Source organism: Desulfovibrio sp. ZJ200 (assembly GCF_011039095.1).
GTDB lineage: Bacteria > Desulfobacterota > Desulfovibrionia > Desulfovibrionales > Desulfovibrionaceae > Desulfovibrio.
Genome location: NZ_JAAKEH010000014.1, coordinates 33,829 through 60,717 on the forward strand (window position 1 = coordinate 33,829; position 26,889 = coordinate 60,717).

Genomic DNA, 26,889 nt, shown 5'->3' on the forward strand with positions numbered 1-26,889 from the left:
CTGCCCCCGAATCCTCATGAGCCAGTTTGACAGATGGTATCCCCTGCGGCACCATATTCCCAACAAGCTGAATATCATGAGAATTTCAATGGGTTATTTTTCATGACTGGTGCCCCGCCAATCCTCGAAGATGCGCTCCGGGCACGAACTCGAACACATTTCGGTTCAGACATTCATCCCGTAGTTTGCTGTTGGAGCTTTCCACAAATCCGTTATCCGTCGGTTTGCCGGGACGGCTGTGCTCCATGCTCTCGCCATGTTTACGCGCGCCAGACATCCAACGCCAGACCTGTGAACTCAGGGCCGTTGTTCGTGCGGAGTCTGCGTGCCAAACGTCCCTGCAGGCATTCCAATACCCCACCACCCGTTGGCCGAAAAGCGATACATCCACTTTCAGGGCTGGAGTTGACCTGTCCCGGAGATCAAGGATGCTTAAAAAGGGATGCGCTGCCCCGATATCAGACTGTCGCTGACAAAAACCATATCCCATTGCTCGTTCGGGCCGCCGGACATCGGCAGGCATGACCGCATAAACCTGGACGTTTTTTATGTGGCGCAGGCGCAACGACAGTCCCTCCTCACGATACACAGCTCCGTCCGCTTGTGATTCACCACAAGCCCCTCACGGCGTAAAAGGATATGCAGCCGTTCGCCGAAACGTCGGCGTCCTTGGTCAGTTTCCAATCCCGATCTGGCGGCAAGGGGCGTCGGACAGTGCTGCGGTTGACACCAAGGCCGCGCAGGCCCGCCGCTGAGAGGTGTCGTCGTCTGGATATGCCGCATAGCCTTCCTCCATGACACGGGTTATATAAGCCATCTTATAATCACTATAAAATAAGTTAGAACATGTTTGAGAAGACAGTCCACTGTCGGGCTATCCTGTCCATATGCATCCAACTTTTTTAGGGGTATTTTTTGGGGGTATTATAGCTTATGCCAAATCTTAATATACTGATATAAATAAAAATTAAATATTTCTAGCATAGCCCACTATACTTCCCTGCGGGAAGTCGTGGGCAAGCGTGCCGCTTGACCGCCAAAGGCAAAAGACAAAACCGGGGACATCTCCCCGTCAATCACAGGAGAAAAAAACATGAGCATCACAGCCAGCCAACTGAAAGAAATCCGACAGGAGTTTGCCAGGCTCAAGCCCGCCGTTGTCACGCTGGACGGAAACCGCGCCATGACCGTGAAGCAGGCCATTTTCACCCTTGCCCCGACGCTGGAGCGGATGAAAAAGCGTGGCTTTGACACCCAGGAACTTGTCGAAAAGCTGCGCGAGAAGGGGATCGAGGTGAAGGCCCAAACCTTGACCAAATATCTGACCGAAGCCCGACGGCAACGGGAAGGCCAGAAAACCAAGAAGAAAGACACGCCCCGGCCCGCTTCAACCACGGCGAAGGCCCCAGCCATACCCCCCAGCCCCGCACAGAACAATGACAGGCCCAAGTCGCTTTGGGGGCCGAACCTTCCCCCGGATCATCCGCAAAACCATCGGTGAGATCAACTGTGAACCGATGCAAAAGGACAACCCTATGGAACAGACCTACGGCTACATCCGCGTATCCAGCGTGGATCAGAATGAAATCCGGCAGCGCATCGCCCTGGAACAGCAGGCCATACCGCCCGACCGCATCTTCATGGACAAGATGTCGGGCAAGGACTTTCACCGGCCGCAATACCAGGCCATGCTCAAAAAGCTCAGGCCCGGCGATCTGCTCTGCATCACCAGCATTGATCGACTGGGCAGAAACTATGAGGAGATTCTGGAGCAATGGCGCGTGCTGACCCGGGAAAAGCGCGTGGACATCCTTGTCCTGGACATGCCCCTGCTCGACACCCGGCGGGACAAGAACCTGCTCGGCACGTTCATTGCCGATCTTGTCTTGCAGGTACTTTCCTTTGTGGCACAGAACGAACGCGAGAACATCCGCAACAGGCAGGCTGAAGGCATTGCCGCCGCCAAGCAGCGCGGCGTGCGCTTTGGCCACGAGCCACGGCCCCTTCCTCCCAATTTTCCGGAAACATACGTCTTGTGGACGGAGGGCGTCATCTCGACATCGGAAGCGGCGAAAAGATCGGGCATGGCCCGCTCCACATTCCGTACCCGCGCGGAATCCTTCAAAAAAGATTGTCCATAATATGCCGATAAAGTGTACCTGACCGCCACCCGCTTGTTTGTTATTATCGGGCTGTTTTTAGACTATAAAAAATACTTGGTCAATTGTCATTGGACAAACTCAAACTGCAAGCCTCCTCCTGGCGGTCAGGTACACTTAGCCGCCACCCACCGCGAGGTGGCATGGGGTGGTTCGCCTTGAGGATCTCACAAGCGGAAGCATTGTTCTTGGCATTGACACGCACGATGCCGTCACCATTGTGGCCGCGCAATGGTACGGCAACGCCGTTCTGAACATCACATACAGGAACAGCAAGGGGGAGCTGGGCAGTCGGCTGCTCTATCGCGAGAATGAAGCCTCGCTGACGCTGCAGGAGGCCAGCCTTCCCTGGAGTTTTGATGCCGACGGCGCGCAACTGCGCCTTGCCTCCGAAGCTTGGCGCATCCACTACGCCCATCTGTTTGATCCCTATCTCGCCGTTCATACCTCCGACATAGAGCCGCTTCCCCACCAGATTTCCGCCGTGTATCAGGAGATGCTGGGCCGCATTCCCCTGCGCTATGTCCTTGCCGATGACCCCGGCGCGGGCAAAACCATCATGACGGGCCTGTTCATCAAGGAATTGATGGCCCGCGGCGATCTCAAGCGTTGCCTCATTGTCAGCCCCGGCAGTCTGGCCGAGCAGTGGCAGGACGAGCTTTTCCGCAAATTTCACCTTCGCTTTGACATCCTGACCAACGAACGGCTGGAATCCGCCGTCACGGGCAATGCCTTTGAAGAGGTCAAGCTGGCCATAGCGCGGCTGGACAAGCTGGCGCGCAACGACGCTCTTCAGGAAAAGCTCCGCGTCACGGACTGGGATCTCATCGTCTGTGACGAAGCGCACAAAATGTCGGCCACAGTCTGGAGCGGCGAAGTCAGAATGACCCGGCGCTTCCAGCTTGGGCGGCTGCTTTCCGGCATTGCCCGGCATTTTCTGTTGCTGACGGCAACACCCCACAATGGCAAGGAAGAAGATTTTCAGCTTTTTCTTTCCCTTGTGGATCAGGATCGCTTTGGCGGCGTGGCCCGAACCGGAGCGCAGGCCGTCAACGTGTCCGATGTGATGCGCCGTCTGGTCAAGGAGGAACTGCTCAGATTTGACGGCTCCCCGCTTTTCCCGGAACGCCATGCCGTGACCGTCAACTACGATCTTTCCCCGGACGAGGCCAGACTTTATGAGGCCGTGACCTCCTATGTGCAAAGCGAGTTCAACCGGGCGGACAACCTGAACAGCGAGCGGCGCGCCACCGTGGGCTTTGCCCTGACCGTGCTCCAACGCAGGCTGGCTTCCTCGCCCGAAGCCATCTACCAGTCCCTGCGCCGCCGCCGGGAACGGCTGGAAGACAGACTGAACGAAGAAAGGATCGGGCAACGGAGCAAGGGCGACAGCCAGCCCCTCACAACTCTGGAGGACTACGACGAGGACGAGCTCTCCGCCGACGAGCGCGAAAGCGTTGAGGAGCAGGTGGCGGACAGGGCCAGCGCCGCGTCCACCATTGCGGAGCTGGAAGCCGAAATTGCGACGCTCCGCCATTTGGAACGCCTGGCCGATGCCGTCCGCGCCAAAGGGACGGATCGAAAATGGGAGGAGCTTTCCAGTCTCCTGCAGGATGAACACTGCATGTTCAGCCCGGACGGCTTTCGCGAAAAGCTCATCATTTTTACGGAACACCGCGACACCCTGCGCTATCTGACGGGGAAAATCCGTTCCCTGCTCGGCACTGACGACGCCGTGGTAAACATAGACGGCTCCATCCTCCGCGACGAACGGCGCAAGGTGGAAGAACGCTTCCGGCAGGACAAGGACGTGCGCATCCTCGTGGCCACGGACGCCGCCGGTGAAGGTCTGAACCTTCAGCGTGCCCATCTCATGGTGAATTACGATCTGCCGTGGAATCCCAACCGGCTGGAGCAGCGATTCGGCCGCATTCACCGCATCGGCCAGAGCAAAGTCTGCTGGCTGTGGAATCTGGTGGCCTCCGAAACCCGCGAGGGGCAGGTGTTCAATCGCCTGTTTGAAAAGCTGGAACAGGAAAAGGCCGCCCTGGGCGGCAAGGTCTTCGACATTCTCGGCAAGGTCTCGTTCAACAACCGCCCCCTGCGCGAACTGCTCATCGAAGCCGTCCGGCACGGCAATGAACACGATGTTCAGGCCGAAATTGCACGAATCGTCGACGGCGCGTTTGATCGGGAGGCTCTGCTCAGGCTGGTGCGGGAACACGCCCTCACTGACGATGTGATGGACGCCCACACTGTGGCCGCCATCCGTGAAGACATGGAACGGCAGGAGGCGCGCCGGCTCCAGCCCCATTTCATTGAGGCATTTTTCAGGGAGGCATTCCGCGAGCTTGGCGGCAGAATGGCCGCGCGGGAAAAAGGGCGGTATGAAATCTCCTTTGTCCCCGCCGTGGTGCGCGGCCGCGACATGCTGATCGGCTATGGCGAACCGGTTTTGCAGCGATACGAACGGATCTGTTTTGATAAGGCGTATCGTAACCTGCCAAGAGCCGTGCCCGCGGCCTTGATCGGCCCCGGCCATCCCCTGCTGGAAGCTGTGCTGGATGTGCTTCTTGAGCGTTCCAGCGATGTCCTCAAGCGCGGCGCGGTTCTTGTTGACGACAGCGATCCGGGCGACACGGCCCGCCTGCTTTTTTCCATCCAACATACCATTCAGGACGGGCTCACCCTGCCCGGCGGGGGCAAGCGCGTCATTTCCCAACGCCTTCATTTTGTGGAGCTTGACGCGGAAGAAAATGCCTCCGACGCAGGCTACGCCCCCTATCTGGACTATCGCCCCGCCACCGCCGGGGAACAGCAGGCCGTTCTGACCTGGGCCGCCGATCAGGACTGGCTGTGCCACGACGTGGAACAGCGTGCCCTCAGTCATGCCGTCACGCACCTCATTCCCGAACATCTGACGGAAGTCTGCTCCCGGCGTGAAGCGAACATCGAAAAAACGGCCAGGGCCGTGAAAGAGCGGCTGACCGCGGAAATTCAGTACTGGGATTACCGTGCCGCCGAACTGAAGCAGAAGGAAAATGCCGGCAAACGCAATGCCCGCCTCAATTCCCAGCAGGCGGCGCGACGCGCTGAAGAACTGACGGCGCGGCTGGAAACCCGCCTGACGGAACTGGAAGCCGAACGGAACATGGCGGCTCTGCCGCCGGTGGTGCTGGGCGGCTCGCTGATTATTCCCGCCGGTCTGCTGGCGCGTTTGACCGGCACAACGCCCCCCGTGACCGCCGATGCCGGGGCGCGAAAAGCCATTGAGCAGGCCGCCATGCGTGCGGTCATGGATGTGGAGCGCAAACTTGGCTTCATCCCCCGTGATGTCAGCTCCCACAAATGCGGCTACGACGTGGAATCCCTTGTGCCCGATGCCCTGCGCACGGGTGACCAGCCCAGTCTGCGCTTTCTTGAGGTCAAGGGCCGGGCCGCCGGGGCCACGACCGTGACCGTTTCCCGCAACGAAATGCTGACCGCCCTCAATCAGCCGGAGCAGTTCCTCCTCGCCATCGTGGAGGTGGACGGCTCCCGCACGCATGTCATGTACCTGAAACGCCCCTTTGTGAATCCGCCCGATTTCGCCGTGGAAAGCTGCACCTTCAGCATGACCGCGCTGCTGGAACGGGCGGAAAAAGTCTACGAGGATCAGCCATGAGCCAACCCGCCAAAAAGCTCATTGAAGTCGCCCTGCCGCTGGATGCCATCAACGCGGCATCCGCACGGGAAAAATCCATCCGCCACGGGCACCCCTCCACCCTGCATCTGTGGTGGTCGCGTAAACCGACGGCTACGGCACGCGCCGTTCTCTGGGCGTCTCTGGTGGATGATCCCTCGTCTCACCCGGAGCTGTTCCCCACCGAAGAGGAACAGGAAAAAGAACGGCAGCGGCTGCACGCGCTGCTTGTCCAACTGGTGAAGTGGGAAAACTCCAACGATGACACCATCCTGAACGCGGCCCGCGCCGAAATCAAAAAATACATGGGGGACGGGCCGCTTGTCTTTCTCGATCCCTTCGCGGGCGGCGGCTCCATCCCGCTGGAGGCGCAGCGCCTGGGGCTGGAAGCCCATGCCCACGATCTGAATCCCGTGGCCGTGATGATCAACAAGGCCATGATCGAAATCCCGCCCAAGTTTGCCGGCAACAGGCCGGTCAATCCCGAAACGCGCGCACGAATGGGAGCTGACCGCATCTGGAAAGGCGTCACCGGCCTTGCGGAAGATGTGCGCTATTACGGCGAATGGATGAAGCAGGAAGCCTTCCGGCGCATCGGGCATCTGTACCCCAAAGTGAAACTGCCGCCGGAACAGGGCGGCGGCAAAGCTACCGTCATTGCCTGGAAATGGGCCAGAACTGTGAAATGCCCCAACCCGGCCTGCCGCTGTGAGATGCCGCTGGCAAGCTCCTTTGTGCTGTCAAAGAAAAAGGGGAAAGAGGCGTGGATCGAGCCGCACTTTGAAAACGGCACGGCACATTATGAAGTCCATCTCGGTGGCACGCCGAACCGTGAAGGCACGGTCAACCGTCAAGGCGCTGTTTGTCCATGTTGTGGAACAACAGTACCTTTCCGCTATATCCGGGAACAGGGCAAGGCTGGGGCCATGTCAGCCCAAATGATGGCTGTTGTGGCTGAGGGGAAAAAAGGAAGAATATATCTGTCTCCTGATAATGAACATAGAAAAATAAACCAAATTGTAAAACCGGATACTTACCCGCAAGGGGAAATGCCAAAGAACCCGCGCTGGTTCAGTCCTCCAATGTTTGGTCTCAATGATTTTTCCGACCTTTTCACCCCCCGCCAGCTCACCGCGCTTACCACCTTCAGCAATCTTGTAGCCGAAGCCCAACAAAAGGCCACACAAGATGCTATAGCTGCGGGCTTGGCGGATGACGGCAAAGGGCTTGCCGAGGGCGGTTACGGCGCTACGGCCTACGGGCAGGCTGTGGGCGTGTATCTGGCGTTTGTAGTGGATAAATTGTCAGATAGAAATTCATCTATTTGTAGTTGGGATATGAGTCGTGATGGTTTAAGAAATACCTTTGGGCGTCAGGCCATAGCTATGGTATGGGACTATGCTGAGGGAAATCCTTTCAGTAATTCATCAGGATGTTTTAACAATATGCTGGAATGGGTATTTAAGTGTCTCCTGGAATTTCCAGCATCTATAAAAGGGACTGCCTGCCAACATGACGCACAGACAGATTATGGACTTCGCAATCTTGTTATTTCCTCAGATCCGCCCTACTACGATAATATCGGCTATGCCGACCTTTCCGATTTTTTCTATATCTGGTTGAGACAGTCTTTAAAAAGCACCTGTCCTCAGCTTTTCCGTACTATGCTTGTTCCCAAGACCGAAGAACTGGTAGCCACGCCGTACCGTTTTGATGGCAACAAAGACAAAGCCCGCCATTTTTTTGAACATGGTATGCTGGAAGCTTGCCGCCAACTTTACACCTGTGCGCGGGAAGATGTGCCCGTCACCATCTATTACGCCTACAAGCAGAGCGAAAACGATGAAGGAAGTCAAGCCTCTACCGGCTGGGAAACCATGCTTTCGGCCATTATCAATGCCGGTTTTGCCATAACAGGCACCTGGCCCATGCGCACAGAAATGGCAAACCGTTCTGTTGCCAGCAATACCAACGCCCTCGCCTCTTCCATTGTCCTTGTCTGCCGCAAACGCCCCGCAAACGCACCTTCCTGCCCACGCCGTTCTTTTATGGCGGAACTGAAGCGGGAACTGCGTTCCGCCTTGAAAAAGCTGCAAGCCAGCAATATTGCGCCGGTGGACATGGCGCAGGCCGCCATTGGCCCCGGCATGGGCGTGTATTCCCGTTACGCGCAAGTGCTGGAGGCCGACGGATCGGCCATGACGGTGCGCAACGCTCTGCACAGCATCAATCAGGAACTGGACGCCTACCTGGCGGAACAGGACGGCAATCTGGATGCTGCCTCCCGTTTCTGCATCGACCTCTATGCCCAGTATGCCTTCAACGACATGAAATTTGGCGAAGCCGACGTGCTGGCCCGCGCCAAGAACACTGCCGTCGGCACGCTGGCGGACATGGGCCTTGTCTTTGCGGAAAAGGGCATCGTCCATTTGCGGGAGCGGGAAGATTTACCCGCCCCCACTGCGGACAGCGAAAAAACACTCTGGCTGCTCACCCAACAGCTCACCCACGCCATGCAGGAAGGCGGCATCACGGCCTGCGCCCGGATTGTGGCCCGTATGTACGGCTCCGCGCCAGACAGGGCCAAAGCCCTGGCCTACCGGCTCCATGCCCTTGCGGAGCAAAAGGGCTGGACGCAGGAAGCCTACGCCTACAACACGCTGGTCGTCGCCTGGCCGGAAATCCAGCAGCAAGTCAGCGCCATGCGTGAGGCCGCCCGTCACGCTACCCAGGCCACCCTGCTTTGATCTTTCAGGAGATGCCGCCATGCCGCAAAATCACGAACTCGTTTCCCGTGGCTTTCATTCTCTTCTGATGGCCTTTGCGCCCTATATGTGCGCCATGCTCAAGGCCGAATACGGTGATTCATGGTGGGCAGAGGCCGTTTCGGGCAGGCTGTGGGAAGAGCAAAAACGCGATCTGCCCGTGGATGGCCCGGAAAACACGCTGATTGCGTCGCTGGACATCCAGCGCTGCCTCATCCTGTTTGACCTGCACTGGAAGGACGTATTCCGCAAACGCCTTTCCATCGATCATCGTACCTGGGCCAAAGAGCTGATGGGCGTTCGCAACCGCCTGGCGCACATCGGCGCGCAGGATTTCAGCAACGACGACACCTGGCGCGCTCTGGACACCATGTCCCGCCTCTGCGAACAGATAGCCCCGGATGCTGTGGAGGAGATACGCGCCTTGCTGCGGAAATCCCGCTACGGTTCCGCCGCCGGTTCCACGACTGTGACCGGGCAGACCACGCCCGCCGTGACCGTTGAGCATTCCGGCATCCTCGCCGTTTCTCCGGCCAATCTTCCCAGTTGGCGCGAGGTCATGGAACCTCATCCTGACGTGGCGCAGGGGCGCTATCGGAACGCGGAATTTGCGGCGGATCTGGCGCAGGTGGCGCGCGGGGAAGGTTCCTTTGAATACCGCGATCCGGTGGAATTCTTTGCCCGCACCTACGTCACGGAAGGCATGAAGGGCCTGCTTGTCCAGGCCGTGAAGCGCGTAACAGGCACGGGCGGGGAACCGGTCATCCAGTTGAAAACAGCCTTTGGCGGCGGCAAGACGCACAGTATGCTGGCGCTGTATCATCTTTTACGCGGCGGGCTTGCCCTGGAAAAAATGCCCGCCATCCATCCCGTGCTTGAAGAGGCTGGCGTCAGCAGTCTGCCCGGCGTCCATGTCGCCGTGCTGGTCGGCACCGCGCTTGATCCCAGCCGCAGCAAGCGCCCGCAGCATCTGCCCGGTGTGACGGTCAATACCCTGTGGGGCGAGATGGCCGCCCAGCTCGCGCATTCAGCCGGAAATCCAAAACTCTATGAGCACATCAGGGAAGCGGACAAAAAAGGCATTTCCCCCGGTTCCGAAGCCCTCAAGCGCCTGTTTGACGCCTGCGGCCCCTGCCTCATCCTCATGGATGAACTGGTGGCCTACGCCAGACGCATTTATGGCGTGGGCGGGCTTCCGGCGGGGAGCTTCGACAACTTCATCACCTTCATTCAGGAGATCACCGAGGCCGCGCGCGCCAGCACAAACAGTCTGGTAGTGGCGTCCATCCCGGAATCGGACATTGAAATCGGGGGAGAAGCGGGCAAAACGGCTCTGGAAACCATCGAGCACACCTTCGGCCGCATGGAAGCCATCTGGAAGCCGGTGGCCGCCAACGAAGGCTTTGAAGTGGTGCGCCGCAGGCTCTTTCTGAATTGCAAAAATCCATCCGCCCGCGACATGGTGTGCGACCACTTCAGCACTCTGTATCGGGAAAACCCGACGGACTTCCCGCTGGAAGCCAGGGAGCTTGAGTACAGAAACCGTCTGCTGGCCTGCTACCCCATCCATCCCGAAGTTTTTGACCGTCTGTATGAAGACTGGGCCACATTGGAACGCTTTCAGCGCACGCGCGGCGTATTGCGCCTGATGGCCGCCGTGATCCATGAACTGTGGATGGGCAGTGACGCAGGGCTGCTGATCATGCCCGGTTCCCTGCCGCTGGATCTGCCCAGTGTGCGGGACGAACTGACCCGCCACCTGCCGGAGGGCTGGAACAGCCTTGTGGATCGGGAGGTGGACGGCAAGCAATCCGTCCCCTGGCAGCAGGATAAAAATGTTCTCCGCTATGGCAAGGTACTGGCCTCACGGCGCGTGGCCAGAACCATCATGCTGGGCAGCGCCCCCACCGTGCGCCAGCAGAAGGTGCGCGGCATTGAGACCTCACGCATCCGCCTTGGCGTTGTTCAGCCCGGCGAACAGATCGCCGTCTTCAACGACGCGCTGGCTTCCCTGCAAAACAGCCTTGCCTATCTCTACTCCAGCCCCTCGGCTGACCGTTTCTGGTATGACACCCGGCCCACCCTGCGCAAGACCGTGGAAGATCGGGCGACCCAGATTGCGGCGTCTGACGTGGAACAGGAGATAGAGCGCCGCCTGAAAAAGCTGCGCCGGGAACCGCCGTTTGAAGGCGTCCATATCTGCCCTGCTTCCTCCCTGGACGTGCCCGATGAGCAGGCCGCGCGCCTGGTGATCCTCCGTCCGGCGGAGACAGTGACAGCATCGGGCCAGGGTGCGGCCATGAACGCGGTGGAAGAAATACTGGAACGCCGGGGAAGCTCACCACGAAGCTACCGCAATATGCTGGTCTTTCTCGCGCCGGATCAGACGGCCCTGTCCGCCTTGGAGCAGGAAACGCGGCGCTACCTGGCCTGGCAGTCCGTCAGGGACGACAGTCAGGATTTGAATCTTGACGCGGCCCAGAACAGGGAGACGGAAAACAGCCTCAGACGCAGTAACGAAACAGTTGACCTGCGCCTGAGCGAAACATGGTGCTGGCTTTTGACGCCGAGCATTGACCGCTCTGACATGAAAACCGTGGAATGGGAAAAAACGCGTCTCAGCGGCGGGGATGGTGGCATTATTGGCCGTGCGGGGAAAATGCTGCTTCAGAACGAGACTGTGATTGCCAAATGGGCGCCTGCCCTGCTGCTGATGGAGCTGGACAGTCTGCTCTGGCACGGAGTCAATCAGTTGCAGATAAAACAGTTGTGGGACTACCTTACGACCTATTGTTACCTGCCGCGTCTTGCCAGCTACAACGTGCTGGAAGCAACTATCCTGAACGGGCTGTCATCGGAAGAATATTTCGCCTATGCTGCCGCCGTGGGAGAAAATCGCTATATCGACCTCAAATATAACCAGCCAGCCCAAATAGAGCGAAGCGGCTTTCTGGTGCGGGCGAGTGAAGCCAGAAGGCAGCTTGAACGGGAACAGGCAGGGCGGCCTGATGAATCCGCCAACGGAAAAACCGGTACGGGCGCGGACAAGCCGGAAACATCAGCTTCCGGACTTCAGGAAGGCAACGCGCCCTTTGCCGCACCTGGGGGAACATCAACGGTCACGACTCCGCCCTCTCCTCCTGCGCCCAAAAGTATGCGCTTTTTCCTGTCCGCCCCGCTGGACACCACCCGCGTCAACCGCGACGTGCAGCGCATCGTTGAAGAGGTCATTTCCCAGCTCACCATGGAAAACGGCGTGACGCTGAACCTCAAGCTGGAAGTGGAAGCCTTCGCGCCCAATGGCGTGCAGCAACAGACCGTGCGGGCCGTTTCAGAGAATTGCCGGACACTGAAGATTGATAATTTCGGCTTTGAGGAAGGAGAAGTTTGAGAGAGAGAGAGAGAGAGAGAGAGAGAGAGAGAGAGAGAGAGAGCTTTTCCACACGCGAAAAGTCTGGTTGTACCGTTGAGAAAAATCAAGCTGGAATCTGAGTGATCAGATTTTCAGCCTGCTTTCTGTGCATCCACAGATGAAGCGCATTATCCGCAAAACGCTGAAACAGGAATTTCTCATAAAAAGCGGCAACGCGTTCGTTTTTGGCATCCACCAGAAACAAGGCCCACGCAAGTTCATTGAGGCAAGAGCGACGCAAGGCATCCAAAACCAGCAGACTGCCGATATGCTGGCCTTGCATACCTGATGCAACCGCCAGCCGGCCAAGGCGAACAGCGGGAATATTCGGATAACGCGGCATCTTGCGGGCCATTTCCTCCGGCACGTTATCCAGAAGGACAGACGCCGCAGACAAGGTATAATAGCCGATGATTTTTTTCGGAGCGGTTTCCGTCCTGGCCACTATGACCGTGGCAAAACCGCGTTTCATATCCTGGCTGGCAAGTTTTTGCAGGTATGTATCCAGAGCGGCCTCCCCGCAGGTAAAACCGCTTTTCTCCATAGCAGGAGAGAGAAGACCAAAAAGCAGCTTCATGCCCGAGTCACCCGCTCGCCATACTCGCTGGTCAGGGATTTGAGAAACGGGCTTGGCTCGGATACGTTTTCTTCAGTCAGCGCCTTGGCCAACAATTCCTGGTCGCGCAGGGTCAGACGAATCAAGCTTTGCTCGGCAATGATCCTCTCCGCTTTTTCCAGGGCAGCTTCAATGAGAAAATCCGTGCGAGTCCGGCCTTGCAGGGCAGCGGCCCGGTCAATGGTCTCGCGAACGGTCAGGGGGATTCTGGCATCAATACGGGACATGGATACTTCGGAATTTTGCGACATGGCAGCCTCCTGAAAAAATATATACGGATTTTTGCCGTACAGGTCAAGAGAAATGGGGAATCCCTCACAATTCATCAATCTTCTAAACAAGATGTTGAGGAACACTCGATATAGAAGAAGTAATTTTTGATTTTTCAATATTTCTTATTCTATCAGATATTTCTGTAACTTTATAGCAAAGCCACCTATAGGCAGTTGTGTTATCACGGTAGTCTGCTTCAGCATACATATTAATTCTCCCATCCATCCGCATTTTTTCTACCTGTTCAAAAGCTTTTTGGTCTCCTTTAGGGTAGATAGCAAATGTTGATCCTTTATCTTTATTTATTAAGGAAAAAGCTGGAATATCACTTGGACCATCAGCAATGTAAATCATATTATTTAGGTGAACTCTCCTGATATCTTCTGGCATTTTAACATTCACATTGATTTCAGGATATTGTGGAATCCCCTTATTAATTTCAAAAATAGCACGTGTTTTTGTCGTGTTATCAATAGTATATCCAATCTCACTAATTATTTTTTCACCATTATACTCATCTTCTAGAGCATTTTCACTTTGAAAACGCTCTGCTGACGCGAAAGCGGCAGCCTCCGCAACGTGGCGTACATTCAGGCGAAAACCGCGTTTTTCGCCTGAATGCCACCTTTGGCTTTCATAAAAAGTCAAAGGTAATCTGCTCTAACCAATAACAGTATTGGAGTAAATAACGGACTCCTTGATTAAACTCTCAGCAGGAATACCAAAGCGCCCATGAAGATTGCGTATCATCTTCAAGGTAAGCGGACGCCGATAATTCAAAACATCATAAACCCGGTTCTTACGCCCGATGGCAGGCTCTAAGTCCATCCGGGTTCTAGTATTCCTTCCTCGAGGAATCCTAGGGCTAAGGCGACTTCGTGGCGGAGGCTTTGAGGGCCGTCTCTTACCGCTATATTAACAAAGTGGTATTCTCTTCGTTATCCCTAAATGTTTCGGAAATTTCGGCGTCATACGTCGTGTCTGTACAGTCTTCAAAAAGTTGCACAAGACGTTCAAGGAGAGAAACCAATTCATCTTCTGACATGTGAATCTTTTCTGGAAGGTTGTTATATTTTTTATAAATATTATCATTTAGATGATGTTTTTTGTTCCTTAAAGTAAAATTAATTCCGTTAACCGTATCAGTTTCTTTATTTATAGTAAATTTAAAATCACTATGAGCCAATGAATGTCGCATCAATGTGATAATATCAATAAAAAGTTTGTTCTTAACTACTTCTTTTTCAGCATTAATATCTTCAATACTTGTAATAACACTCTTAATAGAATCAGGGAGACTATCTATATCTAATTTTTCTGTATCAAATCTCTGTAACGCCCCCTTTTCTCTAAACATAATTATACATAAAAGAGTAGCGGAAAGAGCCTCTACCGTCGCGAAAGCTTCTTCTTGATTGTCTTCTTTTTTTTAATAATATGATAATTGGCAATGGCTCTTTGAGCCAGCTCGTAGGCAAAAGTAGGTTTCATATATCCTCCTGTCTTTTTAGAGAATTTTTTGATTGAAAATATCTATTTTCAATCACTTCGCTACCACCATTTCTCGTCCAGAACGCGGTCTGGACGCTCATTCGGCGCTGGCGCCAGAGCGTTTAGCTAATTTCATTAGCAAAATGCTCTAGTTGGCATACGCTTTATCCATAGCCGCCCGGATAAACGCATCAAAGCTGATTTTACCGGTCATATAGTCGCGAATGATCTCAATGCCCCGCCTGGTTGGCTCATAGCCCTCAAACATATTTGAACCGATGGCCGCCGCCGCACTTTCCCAAGCTTCCAGAGAGGGAAAGGGAACGTCCATAATGGTCAGGGCTTCACGGTCTATGGATATGGGAGTATAAGGCATTCTTGCGGATCCTTGGCGCTTGTACCTCATCATAGCAGGCGAAATTTGAGACGGCAAGAGAGACAAAGCCGTGGCGCAAGACCCTGAACAAGGGGCGTGTAGACCAGAACTCCGGTAATACTTCCGGTTTGTTGGTACGGACGTTGGTATGAAAAATTTTAATATTTTTTTATTTCAATAAAAATAAGTAGATGTATTCATAATCTGTTCTCCCCTTCACCAGGTAAGAGTCCAAACAAGTCCCGCAAGGTCTGAAAAGCCTTGCGGGACTTGGCTTTTTGGGCAATGGTATGTCCAGCGAGGTGTCGTAAAAAGCGGGGAGAACCAACAAAAATGACGGTATTTATTGCGGTATGAGCCGATACGGAGGAAACGCGGCCAGAAAAATACCGTCACCCTGCAACCCCTTGCCAGCAAAGGATTTGAGCCATGCCACTGACCGACACCATGCTCAGGAATTTGAAGTCCGACGGTACTCCGGCAAAACTGGCCGACTCTGAAGGCTTGTACCTTTACCTCTCCGCTTCCGGAGGAAAATTGTGGCGGATGGATTACCGCTATGCCGGAAAAAGAAAGACGCTCAGCTTCGGGGCGTATCCCGCCGTCTCCCTGAAAGACGCCCGCCGCAAGCGCGACAAGGCCAAGGAACTGCTTGCCAGCGACATTGATCCCGGCGCTCAGAAAAAGGCCGCCAAAGAAGAAGCCGAAGCGGCGGCGCGTGAACAGGCGCTGACCTTCGCCGTTGTCGCCCAGGAATGGTTCGCCACAAAACAGGATTCCTACGCGGCGGCCAATATCAAGAAAAAACAATGGCTCCTTTCCCTGCTCAATGAGCGGATTGGCGAAAAGCCCATCAGCAAACTGGTGCCTGGGGATATTCTGGGCGCGATCAGGCCGGTGGAAGCCGCCGGACATTCGGTAACAGCGCACAAGCTGGCCGAAACCGCCGGACAGGTCTGCCGCTTCGCCCGCACCTGCGGCTACATCGTCTTCAATCCGGCTGACGGCCTCAAGGAAGTCCTCAAGCCCATCCAGACAAAGCATTACGCCACCATGACCGATCCCGCCGCTGTCGGCCATCTCCTGCGCTGCATAGACGAATATCAGGGCGGAGCCGTTGTCGGCTACGCGCTCAAGATACTGCCCTATCTGGCGCTTCGGAGCGCCGAGCTTCGCGGCGGCAGATGGTCGGAGATTGATCTGGACAAGGCGCTCTGGATTGTGCCCGCCGCCAGACGGGAAAATGCAAAGGACGGCGGCGGCATGAAGATGCGCATTGCCCATGCCGTGCCCTTGCCCACTCAGGCGGTCAAACTTTTCCGCGAACTGCATCTGCTTACCGGCACCGGCGAACTCTGCTTTCCGGGACGGCATTCAGCCTCGCAATGTATTTCGGATATGGCGCTTTTGAACGGTATCCGCCGAATGGGCTTCAGCAAGGAAGAAATGACCATCCACGGTTTCCGCGCCATGTTCTCCACCATCCTGAATGAAAAGAAACTGGAATGGGGCTTTGACGGCGACATCATTGAGGCCCAGCTTGCCCACAAGGAGCAAAATACCGTTCGGGCTGCTTACAACCATGCGTCATATCTGGAGAAACGAAGGGAGCTGCTTCAGAGGTGGGCCGATTATCTGGACGAATTACGCGGGCAAAGGGTATCCAATACCTTGGAATAGTTGAATAAGTAAACAAGATTCAGGTTTATGGCAGGGCTTTGCGGCATCATGGCTGCAAGGCTCTGCTTTTTTATTCGCACAAAACTTTTTTCAGGAAAAAACACTTTTTTGTACATCTCCATCAAACTGTAATGGACTGTATAAAACCATATCGCATTGTAGCGTACTTTTTCAAACTATGTGGATTTATTGAATAACTATACTATAATACTCCGTAATCAACCCATTTATACGGAGTTATCGCCATGACATCAGATATACCCTCCACTGGTTTTCTTCGTCTTCCGCACATTCTGAAGCTTTTTCCCATCAGCAAAAGCGCGTGGTGGAAAGGTTGCGCCACAGGCCGCTACCCCGGACGGGAGGCTCAGCGCCAACAGCAGAAAGCAAGGCCAGAAGGAAATCAAAGTGCTGGAGGCGCAGTTGGAAAAATGAACACGATCATGGCGGGCTTTCTGGAATTTTTGCGTTTGCCGGAAATCCGGCCCCTGCATCTCGACTTCCTGAATCGCAAGCGGGCCGAGCTGCTCCAACGCCAGAGCGAGCGTCAGGAAGCGGAAGCCCGCCAGCAGTCCGAGCGCGAGCGGCACATCCGGCAAGAGCTGGAAGCCGTGCCGCAACGCCATCGCTCAAGGATGCGCTGACCATCCGCCGGGAATCTCGGCTCAGATGTGAGCCATAGCACATTATGCTTTCTGCGAAAGCAAATGTGCAAGCGTGCCGCTTGACCGCCAAAGGCAAAAGACAAAACCGGGGTCACGCCCCGTCAATCACAGGAGAAAAGAACATGAGCATCACCACAGCCCAACTGAAAGAAATCCGACAGGAGTTCACCACACTCAAGCCCGCCGTTGTCACGCTGGACGGAAACCGCGCCATGACCGTGAAAGGCCATCTTCACCCTTGCCCCGACGCTGGAGCGGATGAAAAAGCGCGGCTTTGACACACAGGAGATTGTCGAAAAGCTGCGCGAGAAAGGCATTGAGGTGAAGGCCCAGACCCTGACCAAGTATCTGACCGAGGCCAGACGGCTGCAAGAATCCAGAAAGGCCAAAAGGCAAGACACGCCCGCCGCCCACCACCGCCAAGACTGAAGGGATTGCCAGACGACAGGATAATGACCAACATCGCGGGGGTCTGGAGGTGGTTTTACCATCCTCCAGAAAGGAGGAAAACGGGTTTTCGTCCGTGTGCCGGAAGATATGATCAGAATGCTCCAGGCCTGCCATCGCAAGTCTGCTGAACTGTAGTTAATACTCTCAATTTTTTAAGACATGGTTTTCATAACCAGCGCGGCCCCCATCTCATAGGCTTTTTTGCATTCCTGCGGAAATACGGTTTCATGTCTGCGTTTTTTCGCCTCGGGATCGAAATACGACCAGGGCCAGTCCAGCTTGCTATAGTCTTTGAGCTGGAGCGTATTGCCGCTGACCAGGGTTTCCGTTGGCCCGACAAATCTGTTCAGAATCTGCTGGTAGTTTTGCAGCAGTCCCGTGTAAGCCGTATCGGGCGCGTTGCTGGTCATGATCAGCAGCACGGGGATCGGATTTTGATTGCAACACGGCGTTTCACTGTTATAGGTCAAATTTTGGAACACCAGCCGTTCATAGAGCGCCCGGAACGAGGCTGTCATTTCGCTGAGATAATTCGGAGAACCAATGATCAGTCCGTCAGCTTCGCGGATGGCATCCAGTACTTTTGTCAGTCCATCACGGCGCACGCAGTGCCCTTTGTTCTGGTTTTTCTTGCATCCAAAACAGGAAATACACCCGGTATATTTTTCGAGACGGAACAGGTCGAATTTTTCCACAGTTGCGCCTGAGGACTCAGCGCCTTTCGATGCCTCGGTGATCAGGGTATCAGTGTTCCAGCCTTTCCGTGGCCCGGCATTGACCGCTATAATTTTTTTACTCATACATTTCACCTCGTTCAGCGTTTTTTTTCATTCAACCCCCGGCTTGAAAGCGTTCGGGAGCCGACTTCTTACTTCCCTCGTACACCGTCTTTTCCTCATCGTAAATGATCGGCTGATCCGGCCCAGGTTTTCCCGTTTTTTTCTTCAGCCATCGCGCGGAGTAATTGCTTTCGCCATTTTGAGGCGTTTCCAGGTTCAGGGTCAGAAGGCCGGGCTCTGGTCAGACAAGGCAGCTAGAGCATTTTCTCTTTGAAAATGCTCTGCTGACGCGAAAGCGGCAGCCGCCGCAACGCGGCGTACATTCAGGCGAAAACCGCGTTTTTCGCCTGAATGCCACCTTTGACTTTCATAAAAAGTCAAAGGAAATCTGCCCTAGGGAGCCGTGGGGATCGCAGGAGGGGGCATTTGCGGATGCGGCCTATTTGTCTTAACCTCTCACTATGCGTTACCTTTCCGTAGAATTTTTCTTTCGGGCACGAACCGTGGCCCGGTTTCCATGGTATACGGGCTCCATGCTGCGTGGCGCTTTGGGCAACAGCCTGCGTCATGCCGTCTGTATGATGCAGGGCAAAGATTGTCCTGACTGTATGCTCTCTGGCACCTGCGCTTTCCCCAGGCTTTTTACCTTTGTCAGCGCGCCGGAAAACAGCCAGTCTGCCCCGATGCTGCCCCCTCCCTTCTGTATTGAGGCGCCACAAGGGGCAAGGGGGGAGCTCGCACCTGGGGACACCTTCAGGTTCACCCTGAAATTATTCGCCTATGCCGCAGATTACCTCCCGTATTTCATCCACGCCTTCAAACTGGCCGGGGAACGGGGTATGGGGCGCGGCATTGCCGAAGGGATGGGCAGGCTTTCTCTTTGTGATGTCAGGCAGGGCGATGTCTCTATCTATGACGCGGAGAGCGAGAGGCTGCTGCCTCACAAGGCGGAAGATCTCTCGCTTCCCCGTCTTGGGGATTCCCATGTGACAGGGATGGTAAGCGTGGAGTTACGTACTCCATTGCGCTTCAAGCAAGCGAACCACCTCGCTGCGGAGCTGGATTTTCCGCTGCTGGTACGGCTTATCCTGCGAAGGGTGGCGAATCTGGAGGCCCTGGAGGGGAGGCTGTTTCGTCTGCCCCCGGCCGAGTTTGCCGCCTTGCGAGAGGCAGCCGCCACTGTCCGGAGCGAGGCTACCCATCTGCGCTGGCATGACTGGCGCCGTTATTCCGGGCGGCAGAATACGGCCATGCAGCTTGGGGGACTTGTGGGACGCGTCAGCTATACGGGCCCAGTGGCGGCGTTTGCCGAATATCTTGATTTCGCAGCTCGGGTTCATCTGGGAAAACAGACAAGTTTCGGCCTGGGGGCACTGAGCCTCAGCTGGGAATGTGCCAATGGATAGCATCCTTCCTTTTTGCGCTTTTCCTCTGGTTTACCCGTCATAAGCACACGTTCGCCTGCAATGGTCAGTGCGGTACATGTCAAGGACAGCCCTGTTTTACGAGAGTGCATCCTTGCCCTTGCGACAGGGCAGGTGAAGGGATATTTTTCAAAAAAAATATCGGCTGACACATCAGGAGGCCCGCATGAAGCAGGAGCTTTCTATACTGGCGGCATGGCTCCATGATATTGGCAAGTTCGCGCAGCGCGCCGACGCCCCCTGTTCCCAGGGCCTGGCGCAGGAATACTGCCCCCACGGAACCACGCACCGGCATGTGCTGTATACGGACTACTTTATAGAGCATGTACTGCCGCTCCCGCCGGATCTGGAGGGCATGAGAAGCCGTCTCGCCCGCCTGGCGTCGGCACACCACAGACCCGACGCCACTTCACGGGAGGAACTGTTCCTGCAAAGGGCGGATCATCTCTCGTCTGGCGGTGACCGTCTGGAAGGCGAGGCCGAAGGCGATTTCAGAACGGCCCGGCTGGAGTCGGTGTTCACCAACGTTTGTCTGAACGGCAAGGGACTGGCGCAAGACGCGCCTCCGTTGCGCTACCGTCTGCTGCCCCTTGACACACAGCCGGGGGCCGGGGATGACTCCCCCCTCTTCCCTGTCGCGCAAGCGGGAAAAGCTGCTTCCTATAAAGCCCTGTATGCGCAGTTCCTGGCTGCCCTCGACTCCCTGCCGCTTCATATGGGGCATCATCACTACATGGCATCGCTGGTCAGCCTGCTGGAGCGGTTCACCTGGTGTGTGCCATCCTCAACGTGGAAGACACGGGCCGACATCTCACTTTATGACCACGCGGCCACAACGGCGGCTATCGTTCAGGCGCTGCTCGCCTGCCCAACCGGGAAAGAACGCCTGCTGCTCGCCGGTGGTGAGCTTTCCGGTATCCAGCGCTTCATTTTTGGAGCAGAAGGGCAGGCGGACAAGGGAGCCAGCAAGCTCTTGCGGGCGCGTTCCCTGTATTTGCAGGCGCTCACCCGTTCTGTATGGCTTTCCCTGCTGGAGCGGCTGGATCTCTCCCCGGCAGCCAGGATTATGGACGCGGGCGGTCGTTTCGTGCTCCTCCTGCCAGACACTCCGCAAAGCCGTGAAACCCTCCGCATACTCCATCAGGAAGTGGATGCGTGGCTCTTGAAGACCTTCCTGGGCACAGCGCGTATGACATTCGCAAGCTTGCCACTGTTGCCTGAGGATCTGGAGCGCACGCGCTTTTGCGGGCGATTCGAGGCTTTCAACGACGCCCTGGAGGAGGCCAAACTCCATCCTTTCGCAACAGCTTTCAAGGGCGGTGTCTCCCCGGTTCTTGGTGTGCAGCAGAAAGATTACGCTGAATATGGCGAATGTGACTTTTGCCGCGCGCGCCCCGCCACGGGGCGGCTTGATGACGGGGCTCCCATCTGCGGGCTGTGTCGTCGCCTCATTGAGCAGGTGGGGCGCCGCCTGCCAAATGCACAGTACCTCGTCTTTACCCGTGAGGGCGATGGGGTCGCTCTCTTTGATGGACTGCGCCTGCGCCTGGCAGCGCGTGATGCCGCCGATGATCTTCTGCGGGACGCCCTGGATGTTGTGAACATGCGCGGCTATGACGGTTTCGCCGCTGTGCCGGTTGCCGGGCATGTGCCATATCTGACTCGGGAGGATATGGAGCGGTGGCGCAACGAGGGACGCCTGGAAGACATCAACGGCGCAGCCGTCCTGAATGGCGAAGCCGTGGAAGTTGACGCTCCCAAGACTTTTGCCATGCTGGCCGAAGAGGCCCGCGTGCCCATTGCAGACTCCACGGGGATGCGTTCTGTGGCCTGTCTGGCGGCATGCAAGGCGGACGTGGACAACCTGGGCCTGCTTTTCGGCATGGGCTTCGGCACAGGGGAGGAGAGCCTGTTCTCCATTTCCCGCTTTGCCATGCTTTCGCGCATGATGAACCACTTTTTCGCCGCGCATGCGCCGCGCCTCATGAAGCGGGAATTCCCCGGCATGTACCTCGTTTTTGCGGGTGGTGACGATCTCTTTGCCCTTGGGCCGTGGTCTCAGGCAATCGACTTTGCACGCCGGCTGCGTGAGGACTTCGGACGCTTTACCGGAGAAAATCCCGCCGTGACCTTCTCGGCCGGCCTGCCTGTCTTCAAGCCGCGCCTTCCCATGCGGGCCATACGCCGCGCGGCGGAGGATGCGCTCGAAGCCTCCAAGCATCATCCCGACAAGGACGCGGCCACGTTGTTTGGCGTTACAGCCGGGTGGGCTCAATGCAAGCACCTGCTTGAAAATGGTCAATGGCTGGAGGACATGTGCCTGAAAGGGGCCGTCACCCAGGGCTTTGTGCGTCGCCTGCTCGGCTATGCCCGGGCCTGCGGCGAATTTTACCGGGGCGACATGCGCAAGGGCCTTTACCTTGCGCACCTCGCCTATGACATGAAGCGCAACTGCCATCCTGACAACGTGGACACAGAGCGCCTGTGGCGCATGGCGCAGGACAACAGGGGCTTCCCCCAAGAGGAATTGGGCATCACCTGGGCACTGTACCGCACCCGCACTACCGGAGAGAGGAGCAGAGCATGAGTAAAATCGAGTATTACAAAGACAAAGCCAAGCAGGAGCTCAACCCTGTATGGGTAGATTCCAGGGCAGAGGAAACGGCAAGATCCTTTACAGAAAGGCCGGAAATAAAAACCTCTCAGCTGCGGAGATTTTACGCGGACGTGAAGTCGCTTGAGAGACAGTTGCTGGATGCCCGGGACGAACAGGCCGCCTTTTGCCGCATCCTGCCTATGATTAAGCTGCTCAAGGCCAAGTCGGAATACGCCCTCAAGCGTAAGGTCGTCCCTGAAAGTTTTAAGACATGGCTATGGAAGAATGTGGACAGTATAGAGGATGTTTGTGATTTCAAGGCATTCCTGCTGCACTTTGAGGCGGTTGTCGGCTTCAGCGCCCGCTATCTCAAGGATTGACATCACGGAGGAAGACATGCAGTTGCAATCCATACGCACACTTACCGGCCGCATCCGCCTGCGCACCGGCCTGCACATCGGCGCGGGCAAGGAAACTGTGGAGATCGGCGGGCTTGACCAGCCCATTGTGAAGGACCCGCTTTCCGGGGCGCCCTATATTCCCGGCTCATCCCTGAAGGGCAAGATGCGATCCCTGCTGGAGGTGGGTATCGTCATGGGCACGAACCCTGAGACCCGGAAATACATAACCAATGGCGCGCCCTGCGGCTGCGGCAAGGCGGATTGCCCCGTATGCGTGCTGTTCGGCGCGCATAATGATCCGGGGAAGTGTGATCCCGGGCTCGGCCCCACGCGCCTTTTGGTGCGTGACGCCATGCTCTGCAAAGAGGACAGAGATCGCTTTGCGGCCGGGCAACTCCCCATGGAGATCAAGTACGAGAACACCATCAACCGGGTCAACGGCACAGCCGAACATCCCCGCCCGCTGGAGCGCGTGCCCGCCGGCGTGGCCTTTGAGCTGAGCATCGCCCTCAAGGTTTTTGAGCACGATAAGGCGGACGAGCTGGCCCAATGGCTTTTCAAGGCTCTCAGGCTCGTTGAGCTTGACGCCCTGGGTGGCGGGTCTTCACGCGGCAATGGGCAGGTGGCATTCGAGGATCTGGCGCTGGATGGCGAGCCAGTGGATCTGGCCGGCATCAGGGCCCTCTAGCCGGAGTCAGCCATGCAACTTTTGCGCTACATTGTGCGGCCGCTCTCTCCGTGGGGCACGCCCCTGCGCAGCGATACGCTGTGCGGGATGCTGCTCTGGCGCATGGCCGAGCGCCAGGGGGCGGGGGCCTGCCGCGCCGCCATCGAGGGCTTTCGCTCGGGGAACCCGCCCTTTGCCGTATCCTCAGCCCTTCCCCTTGACACCGTCAGTATGCCGCGCCTGCCGCCGGCCAGCCGCGGCAGCTTTCGGCAATGGGTCGCGTCCGAAGAATTTTGTGACCCCGCGGGCAGGCCCCTCGAGCTCTTTGACGCGTTGCAGGCGTACAAGCTCTTCCGCAAGACAAGGCATTTGCCAGTAGAGGTCTGGGCGCGCCATGCGGCCGCCCTCTCCCTGAAGCCCCTGCTGGCCTGGTTCTGCCGGCAGGAAAAGCGGCCTGACTCCTCCCGGAGCCGCGAAAGCGTGGAGCCGCATGTGACCATCAACAGGGAGAGCGGCACAGCCGCCGAGGGTGGTCTTTATTTCAACCGTCTCACCTGGTTTGCCGCCGGCACTGCTTTCCACATCTACGCGCGCGCCGAGGCCCCGGATACGCTACTGGAGCTGCTGGCTGAAACAGGTGATATGGGCTTCGGCAGGGACGCCTCCACTGGCAAGGGCCGTTTTGCCGTGGAGCGGGATGAAAGTTTCGACCCCGCGCCGCTGGAAAAGGGCGGTCCCCACTCCCTGCTCTGTTCCGTCTGCGCCGCCATGAACATGTCGGAGCTTGATGGCTGGTATGCGGTGGAGGCAAAGCGCGGCAAGGCCGGCCCCGGACATGCCAATCCCCACAAGGCCCCTATGCTTCTGCTTCAGGAGGGCAGCGTGTTGCGGCACATGCCGCACGGGCCCTATGTGCTGGAGGGGATCAATGCCGACCCGGCTGTCGTCCAGGTGACACAAGCGCTCATTCTGCCCTGCCATGTTGTTGAGGAGGAAAACCATGCCTGACCGCAGCCAACGTTCCGGCCCGCGCCGCTGGACGCGGGAAAGTTTTCTCCCCTTCCGGCTGGAGGCGCTCACTCCCGTTTTTATCGGTTCCGGGAGCGATCTCTCTCCGCTGGAATATGTCATCCGGCAGGAGGGCGATGTGTACGCCCTGCACCTGGTGGACGCGGCGGCCTGGCTTCAGGCGGCACAGGACAAGGCGGACATACGCAAGGCGCTCGACTCTGGCGAGATGCTGAACCTGCGTCGCCTCATGGATGAACACCTGGACGCGGCCCTCTATTCGCTCGCGCGTGTGGCCGTGTCCTCCGCTGCCCTGGCTGAAAATTTGCGCGCCCATATCAAAAATCCCGGGAGCCTGAGCAAGGCGGAGGTCCAGCCCCTTCCCCGCAGCCCCGTCACCATGGCGCCATATATACCCGGCTCCTCCCTCAAGGGGGCGCTGAGCACAGCACTCATTGATAGGCTTGATCATGGCGGTCTGCGAGCAGCCGGGCGGGATGCCTATGCGGACGAGATGAAGCGCCTGCTCGGTTCCATCCGCGATCACAGTATGCAGGCCCTCAAGGTGTCGGATATTCCGATACCGCCGGGCGCCACGCGTATCGTGGCCGCTGCCGAAGCGCGGCTCAACCCGGAAAAGCCTGGTACCCCCAAAACGCCCTGCGAGGTGCTGCCCCCAGCCGCGTCTGGTGGTCTGCCGCTCTATGGGCGTTTGCTCATGGACGCGGCAGGCATTGGCCTGCCCGGGGGGAAAGTGCTTTCGTTTGCAGACCTCGGAACCATCTGCAAGAACTTTTACGAAAAACGCTTTCGGGAAGAACTGGGGAAATTCTACCAGCTGCCGCATCTTGCCGAGGTGGGAAGGCGGCTCAAACCCGTCCTGAGCCGCATGGAAAAACTGGATCCACAGCGGGAACTCCTGCTGCGCGTGGGGCACTATTCCCATGTGGAATGTGTCACCGTCAGCGAGAATGCGCCTCAAGCCCGGAAAGGAGCCGGCAAGACGCGCACCCTGGCTGACCGTGAATTGCCCTTCGGCTGGGTGGTGCTGTGCCGCTGTGAGGAGGCTGAATACAAAGATGGTGTAGCCCGGGTGGAAGGGGCCATCAAGAACGCCCGGCGTGAGCGGGAGCAGGTTCGTGCCGTGCGCGAGGAGGAAATCCGCCGCGCTGTGGAGGAGCAGCGCAAGCGGGCGCAGGCCGTTGCCGAAGCCAGGGCAAAAGCCGCTGAGGAACAGCGCCGGAAAGAGCGCGAGGCAGCGGAACGCGAGGCGGCACTTGCCGCCCTTTCCCCGGAGGAGCGTGCCATTGCTGAAGTTGCGGCCCCCGATGCCCCGGAGGAGCGCAGTATGGAGCTTTTTGCCAGGCTGGACAGCCTGGAGGGTGACTTGCGGGTAAAGGCGGCGGCTGCCTTGCGTGACTGCTGGCAGCGCCTGGGCAAGTGGCAAGGCAAGCTCTCCCAGAAACAGCAAAAGAAAGTCGCAAAAGTAAAACAGCTTCTCGGCGAGTAGCGCGAACCGTGGCTGTCTTCGGTGGGTTTTGCCAACCTGTTGAAATGAATGAAGATGGCGCGTCTGTCCCAGAGAGGTTCGCGCAAGGAAAAGAGTTTTTTATTTCAGTAGGTTGGCTTGACATGTTCGCCTATGCACGGCTGAAGTTTCATCGTTGCCCTGGAGCGTTTTGCTCATGAAATGAGCGAAACGCTCTGGCGACAGCGTGAGCTGGCGCCCGCGCCGAATGAGCGTCCAGACCGCGTTCTGGACGCGAAATGATGGCGGCGAAGTGATTGAAAATGAATATTTTCAATCAAAAAATGCTCTGAAGGTTCGCGCAAGTCAGACAGCCAGGTGCTGTGGAAAAAGGAGTGAGAAGGGAGGAGTAAGAAACGACCTGAAATAGAAAGGGATTAAGACACTATTAAAGTCCGGTTCTATCCACCAATACGCATAACGAGTAAGAAACGACCTGAAATAGAAAGGGATTAAGACCGGCCAATCGTCGTGTCGAACACGTCGCCCTCTTTGGCGGTAAGAAACGACCTGAAATAGAAAGGGATTAAGACCGGCCAATCGTCGTGTCGAACACGTCGCCCTCTTTGGCGGTAAGAAACGACCTGAAATAGAAAGGGATTAAGACTAGTTGAAAACCTGTTCTGCTTCTTCTTCGGAGCAGAAGTAAGAAACGACCTGAAATAGAAAGGGATTAAGATCTCAAATAACTCAAATAACTACTCACATTCTTACTACTCGTAAGAACCGACCTGAAATAGAAAGGGATTAAGACGCTTATCTGCTCTAGTTTCGACTTGATCTGACAGTACCCCTTGAAAAGGAAAGGGAACTCCGTTTTGATGGAAGTGTAAGCAACCCATCAACCGGGCGTCATGCCCAAGGAGTTCCCGATGCAAAGTTTCAACCAAAGCGTCATCAAACACAAGACCGGACTT

At 56.6% G+C, this 26,889-nt stretch carries 22 protein-coding genes and 1 CRISPR repeat array; of the genes, 15 read left to right on the top strand and 7 right to left on the bottom strand.

Annotated features, from left to right (window positions below):
* Nucleotides 1-1,093: 1,093 nt before the first annotated feature.
* The 3 genes from G7Y52_RS05915 (at nucleotide 1,094) to G7Y52_RS05925 (ending at nucleotide 5,823) form a co-directional block, all read left to right on the top strand.
* Nucleotides 1,094-1,501: a protein MobC gene (locus G7Y52_RS05915; protein WP_241159610.1), complete on the top strand. Its 408-nt coding sequence runs from the start codon at nucleotides 1,094-1,096 to the stop codon at nucleotides 1,499-1,501.
* Between the two features lie 34 nt (nucleotides 1,502-1,535).
* On the top strand, nucleotides 1,536-2,141 hold the full coding sequence (locus G7Y52_RS05920; protein WP_165067725.1) for a recombinase family protein: 606 nt from the start codon (nucleotides 1,536-1,538) through the stop codon (nucleotides 2,139-2,141).
* Between the two features lie 166 nt (nucleotides 2,142-2,307).
* On the top strand, nucleotides 2,308-5,823 hold the full coding sequence (locus G7Y52_RS05925; protein WP_165067731.1) for a helicase-related protein: 3,516 nt from the start codon (nucleotides 2,308-2,310) through the stop codon (nucleotides 5,821-5,823).
* On the opposite strand, the gene G7Y52_RS15210 is transcribed toward G7Y52_RS05925, so the two are convergent.
* Nucleotides 5,814-6,242, bottom strand: a complete 429-nt coding sequence (locus tag G7Y52_RS15210) for a hypothetical protein (RefSeq protein WP_241159612.1) — start codon at nucleotides 6,240-6,242, stop codon at nucleotides 5,814-5,816. The two genes, G7Y52_RS05925 and G7Y52_RS15210, sit on opposite strands and share 10 nt — an antisense overlap.
* Nucleotides 6,243-6,260: 18 nt before the next feature.
* On the opposite strand from G7Y52_RS15210, the gene G7Y52_RS05930 reads away from it, so the two are divergent.
* Both G7Y52_RS05930 and G7Y52_RS05935 read left to right on the top strand, forming a co-directional pair.
* A complete protein-coding gene (locus G7Y52_RS05930; protein WP_241159613.1) occupies nucleotides 6,261-8,588 on the top strand; it encodes a hypothetical protein in 2,328 nt (775 codons plus the stop codon).
* A 19-nt stretch (nucleotides 8,589-8,607) separates the two neighbouring features.
* Complete coding sequence (locus G7Y52_RS05935; RefSeq protein ID WP_165067758.1) at nucleotides 8,608-11,997, top strand: Swt1 family HEPN domain-containing protein; 3,390 nt, start codon at nucleotides 8,608-8,610, stop codon at nucleotides 11,995-11,997.
* Nucleotides 11,998-12,082: 85 nt separating this feature from the next.
* Here G7Y52_RS05935 and G7Y52_RS05940 read toward each other — a convergent pair whose 3' ends face one another.
* From G7Y52_RS05940 to G7Y52_RS05960, 5 genes are all read right to left on the bottom strand, one after another.
* Nucleotides 12,083-12,490 (bottom strand): GNAT family N-acetyltransferase, encoded by a 408-nt coding sequence (locus G7Y52_RS05940; protein ID WP_165067761.1) that lies wholly within the window; start codon nucleotides 12,488-12,490, stop codon nucleotides 12,083-12,085.
* Nucleotides 12,491-12,591: 101 nt separating this feature from the next.
* Complete coding sequence (locus tag G7Y52_RS05945; RefSeq protein WP_165067764.1) at nucleotides 12,592-12,885, bottom strand: DUF1778 domain-containing protein; 294 nt, start codon at nucleotides 12,883-12,885, stop codon at nucleotides 12,592-12,594.
* An 82-nt stretch (nucleotides 12,886-12,967) separates the two neighbouring features.
* On the bottom strand, nucleotides 12,968-13,555 hold the full coding sequence (locus G7Y52_RS05950) for a hypothetical protein (protein ID WP_165067767.1): 588 nt from the start codon (nucleotides 13,553-13,555) through the stop codon (nucleotides 12,968-12,970).
* 262 nt (nucleotides 13,556-13,817) lie between these two features.
* Entirely contained in the window at nucleotides 13,818-14,264 is a 447-nt protein-coding gene (locus tag G7Y52_RS14905) for a hypothetical protein (protein ID WP_206215208.1), read from the bottom strand.
* 282 nt (nucleotides 14,265-14,546) lie between these two features.
* Nucleotides 14,547-14,774 carry an antitoxin VbhA family protein gene (locus G7Y52_RS05960; RefSeq protein ID WP_165067770.1) on the bottom strand — a complete coding sequence of 76 codons (228 nt, stop codon included), beginning with the start codon at nucleotides 14,772-14,774 and terminating at the stop codon, nucleotides 14,547-14,549.
* A 429-nt stretch (nucleotides 14,775-15,203) separates the two neighbouring features.
* On the opposite strand from G7Y52_RS05960, the gene G7Y52_RS05965 reads away from it, so the two are divergent.
* The 4 genes from G7Y52_RS05965 (at nucleotide 15,204) to G7Y52_RS15220 (ending at nucleotide 17,548) form a co-directional block, all read left to right on the top strand.
* Complete coding sequence (locus G7Y52_RS05965; protein WP_165067773.1) at nucleotides 15,204-16,454, top strand: integrase arm-type DNA-binding domain-containing protein; 1,251 nt, start codon at nucleotides 15,204-15,206, stop codon at nucleotides 16,452-16,454.
* 431 nt (nucleotides 16,455-16,885) lie between these two features.
* On the top strand, nucleotides 16,886-17,098 hold the full coding sequence (locus G7Y52_RS05970; protein ID WP_165067777.1) for a hypothetical protein: 213 nt from the start codon (nucleotides 16,886-16,888) through the stop codon (nucleotides 17,096-17,098).
* 143 nt (nucleotides 17,099-17,241) lie between these two features.
* Nucleotides 17,242-17,397 carry a hypothetical protein gene (locus G7Y52_RS15215; protein ID WP_241159614.1) on the top strand — a complete coding sequence of 52 codons (156 nt, stop codon included), beginning with the start codon at nucleotides 17,242-17,244 and terminating at the stop codon, nucleotides 17,395-17,397.
* Nucleotides 17,378-17,548 carry a hypothetical protein gene (locus G7Y52_RS15220; protein ID WP_241159615.1) on the top strand — a complete coding sequence of 57 codons (171 nt, stop codon included), beginning with the start codon at nucleotides 17,378-17,380 and terminating at the stop codon, nucleotides 17,546-17,548. The genes G7Y52_RS15215 and G7Y52_RS15220 overlap by 20 nt, the downstream gene beginning before the upstream one ends.
* A gap of 173 nt (nucleotides 17,549-17,721) precedes the next feature.
* On the opposite strand, the gene G7Y52_RS05980 is transcribed toward G7Y52_RS15220, so the two are convergent.
* The gene (locus G7Y52_RS05980) at nucleotides 17,722-18,369 is read right to left on the bottom strand and encodes a flavodoxin family protein (RefSeq protein ID WP_165067781.1); all 648 of its coding nucleotides are present in this window, start codon (nucleotides 18,367-18,369) and stop codon (nucleotides 17,722-17,724) included.
* Between the two features lie 662 nt (nucleotides 18,370-19,031).
* Here G7Y52_RS05980 and cas6 point away from each other — a divergent pair.
* The 6 genes from cas6 (at nucleotide 19,032) to csm5 (ending at nucleotide 25,954) form a co-directional block, all read left to right on the top strand.
* Nucleotides 19,032-19,754: a CRISPR system precrRNA processing endoribonuclease RAMP protein Cas6 gene (gene cas6 / locus G7Y52_RS05985; RefSeq protein WP_206215209.1), complete on the top strand. Its 723-nt coding sequence runs from the start codon at nucleotides 19,032-19,034 to the stop codon at nucleotides 19,752-19,754.
* Nucleotides 19,755-19,938: 184 nt separating this feature from the next.
* Complete coding sequence (gene cas10, locus G7Y52_RS05990; protein ID WP_165067788.1) at nucleotides 19,939-22,359, top strand: type III-A CRISPR-associated protein Cas10/Csm1; 2,421 nt, start codon at nucleotides 19,939-19,941, stop codon at nucleotides 22,357-22,359.
* Nucleotides 22,356-22,748, top strand: coding sequence for a type III-A CRISPR-associated protein Csm2 (gene csm2, locus G7Y52_RS05995; protein WP_165067791.1), 393 nt, complete (start codon nucleotides 22,356-22,358; stop codon nucleotides 22,746-22,748). Before cas10 ends, csm2 begins: the two co-directional genes overlap by 4 nt.
* Before the next feature lie 16 nt (nucleotides 22,749-22,764).
* Nucleotides 22,765-23,457 (top strand): type III-A CRISPR-associated RAMP protein Csm3, encoded by a 693-nt coding sequence (gene csm3 / locus G7Y52_RS06000; RefSeq protein ID WP_165067794.1) that lies wholly within the window; start codon nucleotides 22,765-22,767, stop codon nucleotides 23,455-23,457.
* Nucleotides 23,458-23,469: 12 nt separating this feature from the next.
* Nucleotides 23,470-24,444: an RAMP superfamily CRISPR-associated protein gene (locus G7Y52_RS06005; protein WP_165067799.1), complete on the top strand. Its 975-nt coding sequence runs from the start codon at nucleotides 23,470-23,472 to the stop codon at nucleotides 24,442-24,444.
* Nucleotides 24,437-25,954 (top strand): type III-A CRISPR-associated RAMP protein Csm5, encoded by a 1,518-nt coding sequence (csm5, locus tag G7Y52_RS06010; protein WP_165067802.1) that lies wholly within the window; start codon nucleotides 24,437-24,439, stop codon nucleotides 25,952-25,954. The genes G7Y52_RS06005 and csm5 overlap by 8 nt, the downstream gene beginning before the upstream one ends.
* A 367-nt stretch (nucleotides 25,955-26,321) precedes the next feature.
* Nucleotides 26,322-26,725: direct repeats of the CRISPR family, unit length 34 nt; unit sequence GTAAGAAACGACCTGAAATAGAAAGGGATTAAGA.
* Nucleotides 26,726-26,889 lie beyond the last annotated feature (164 nt).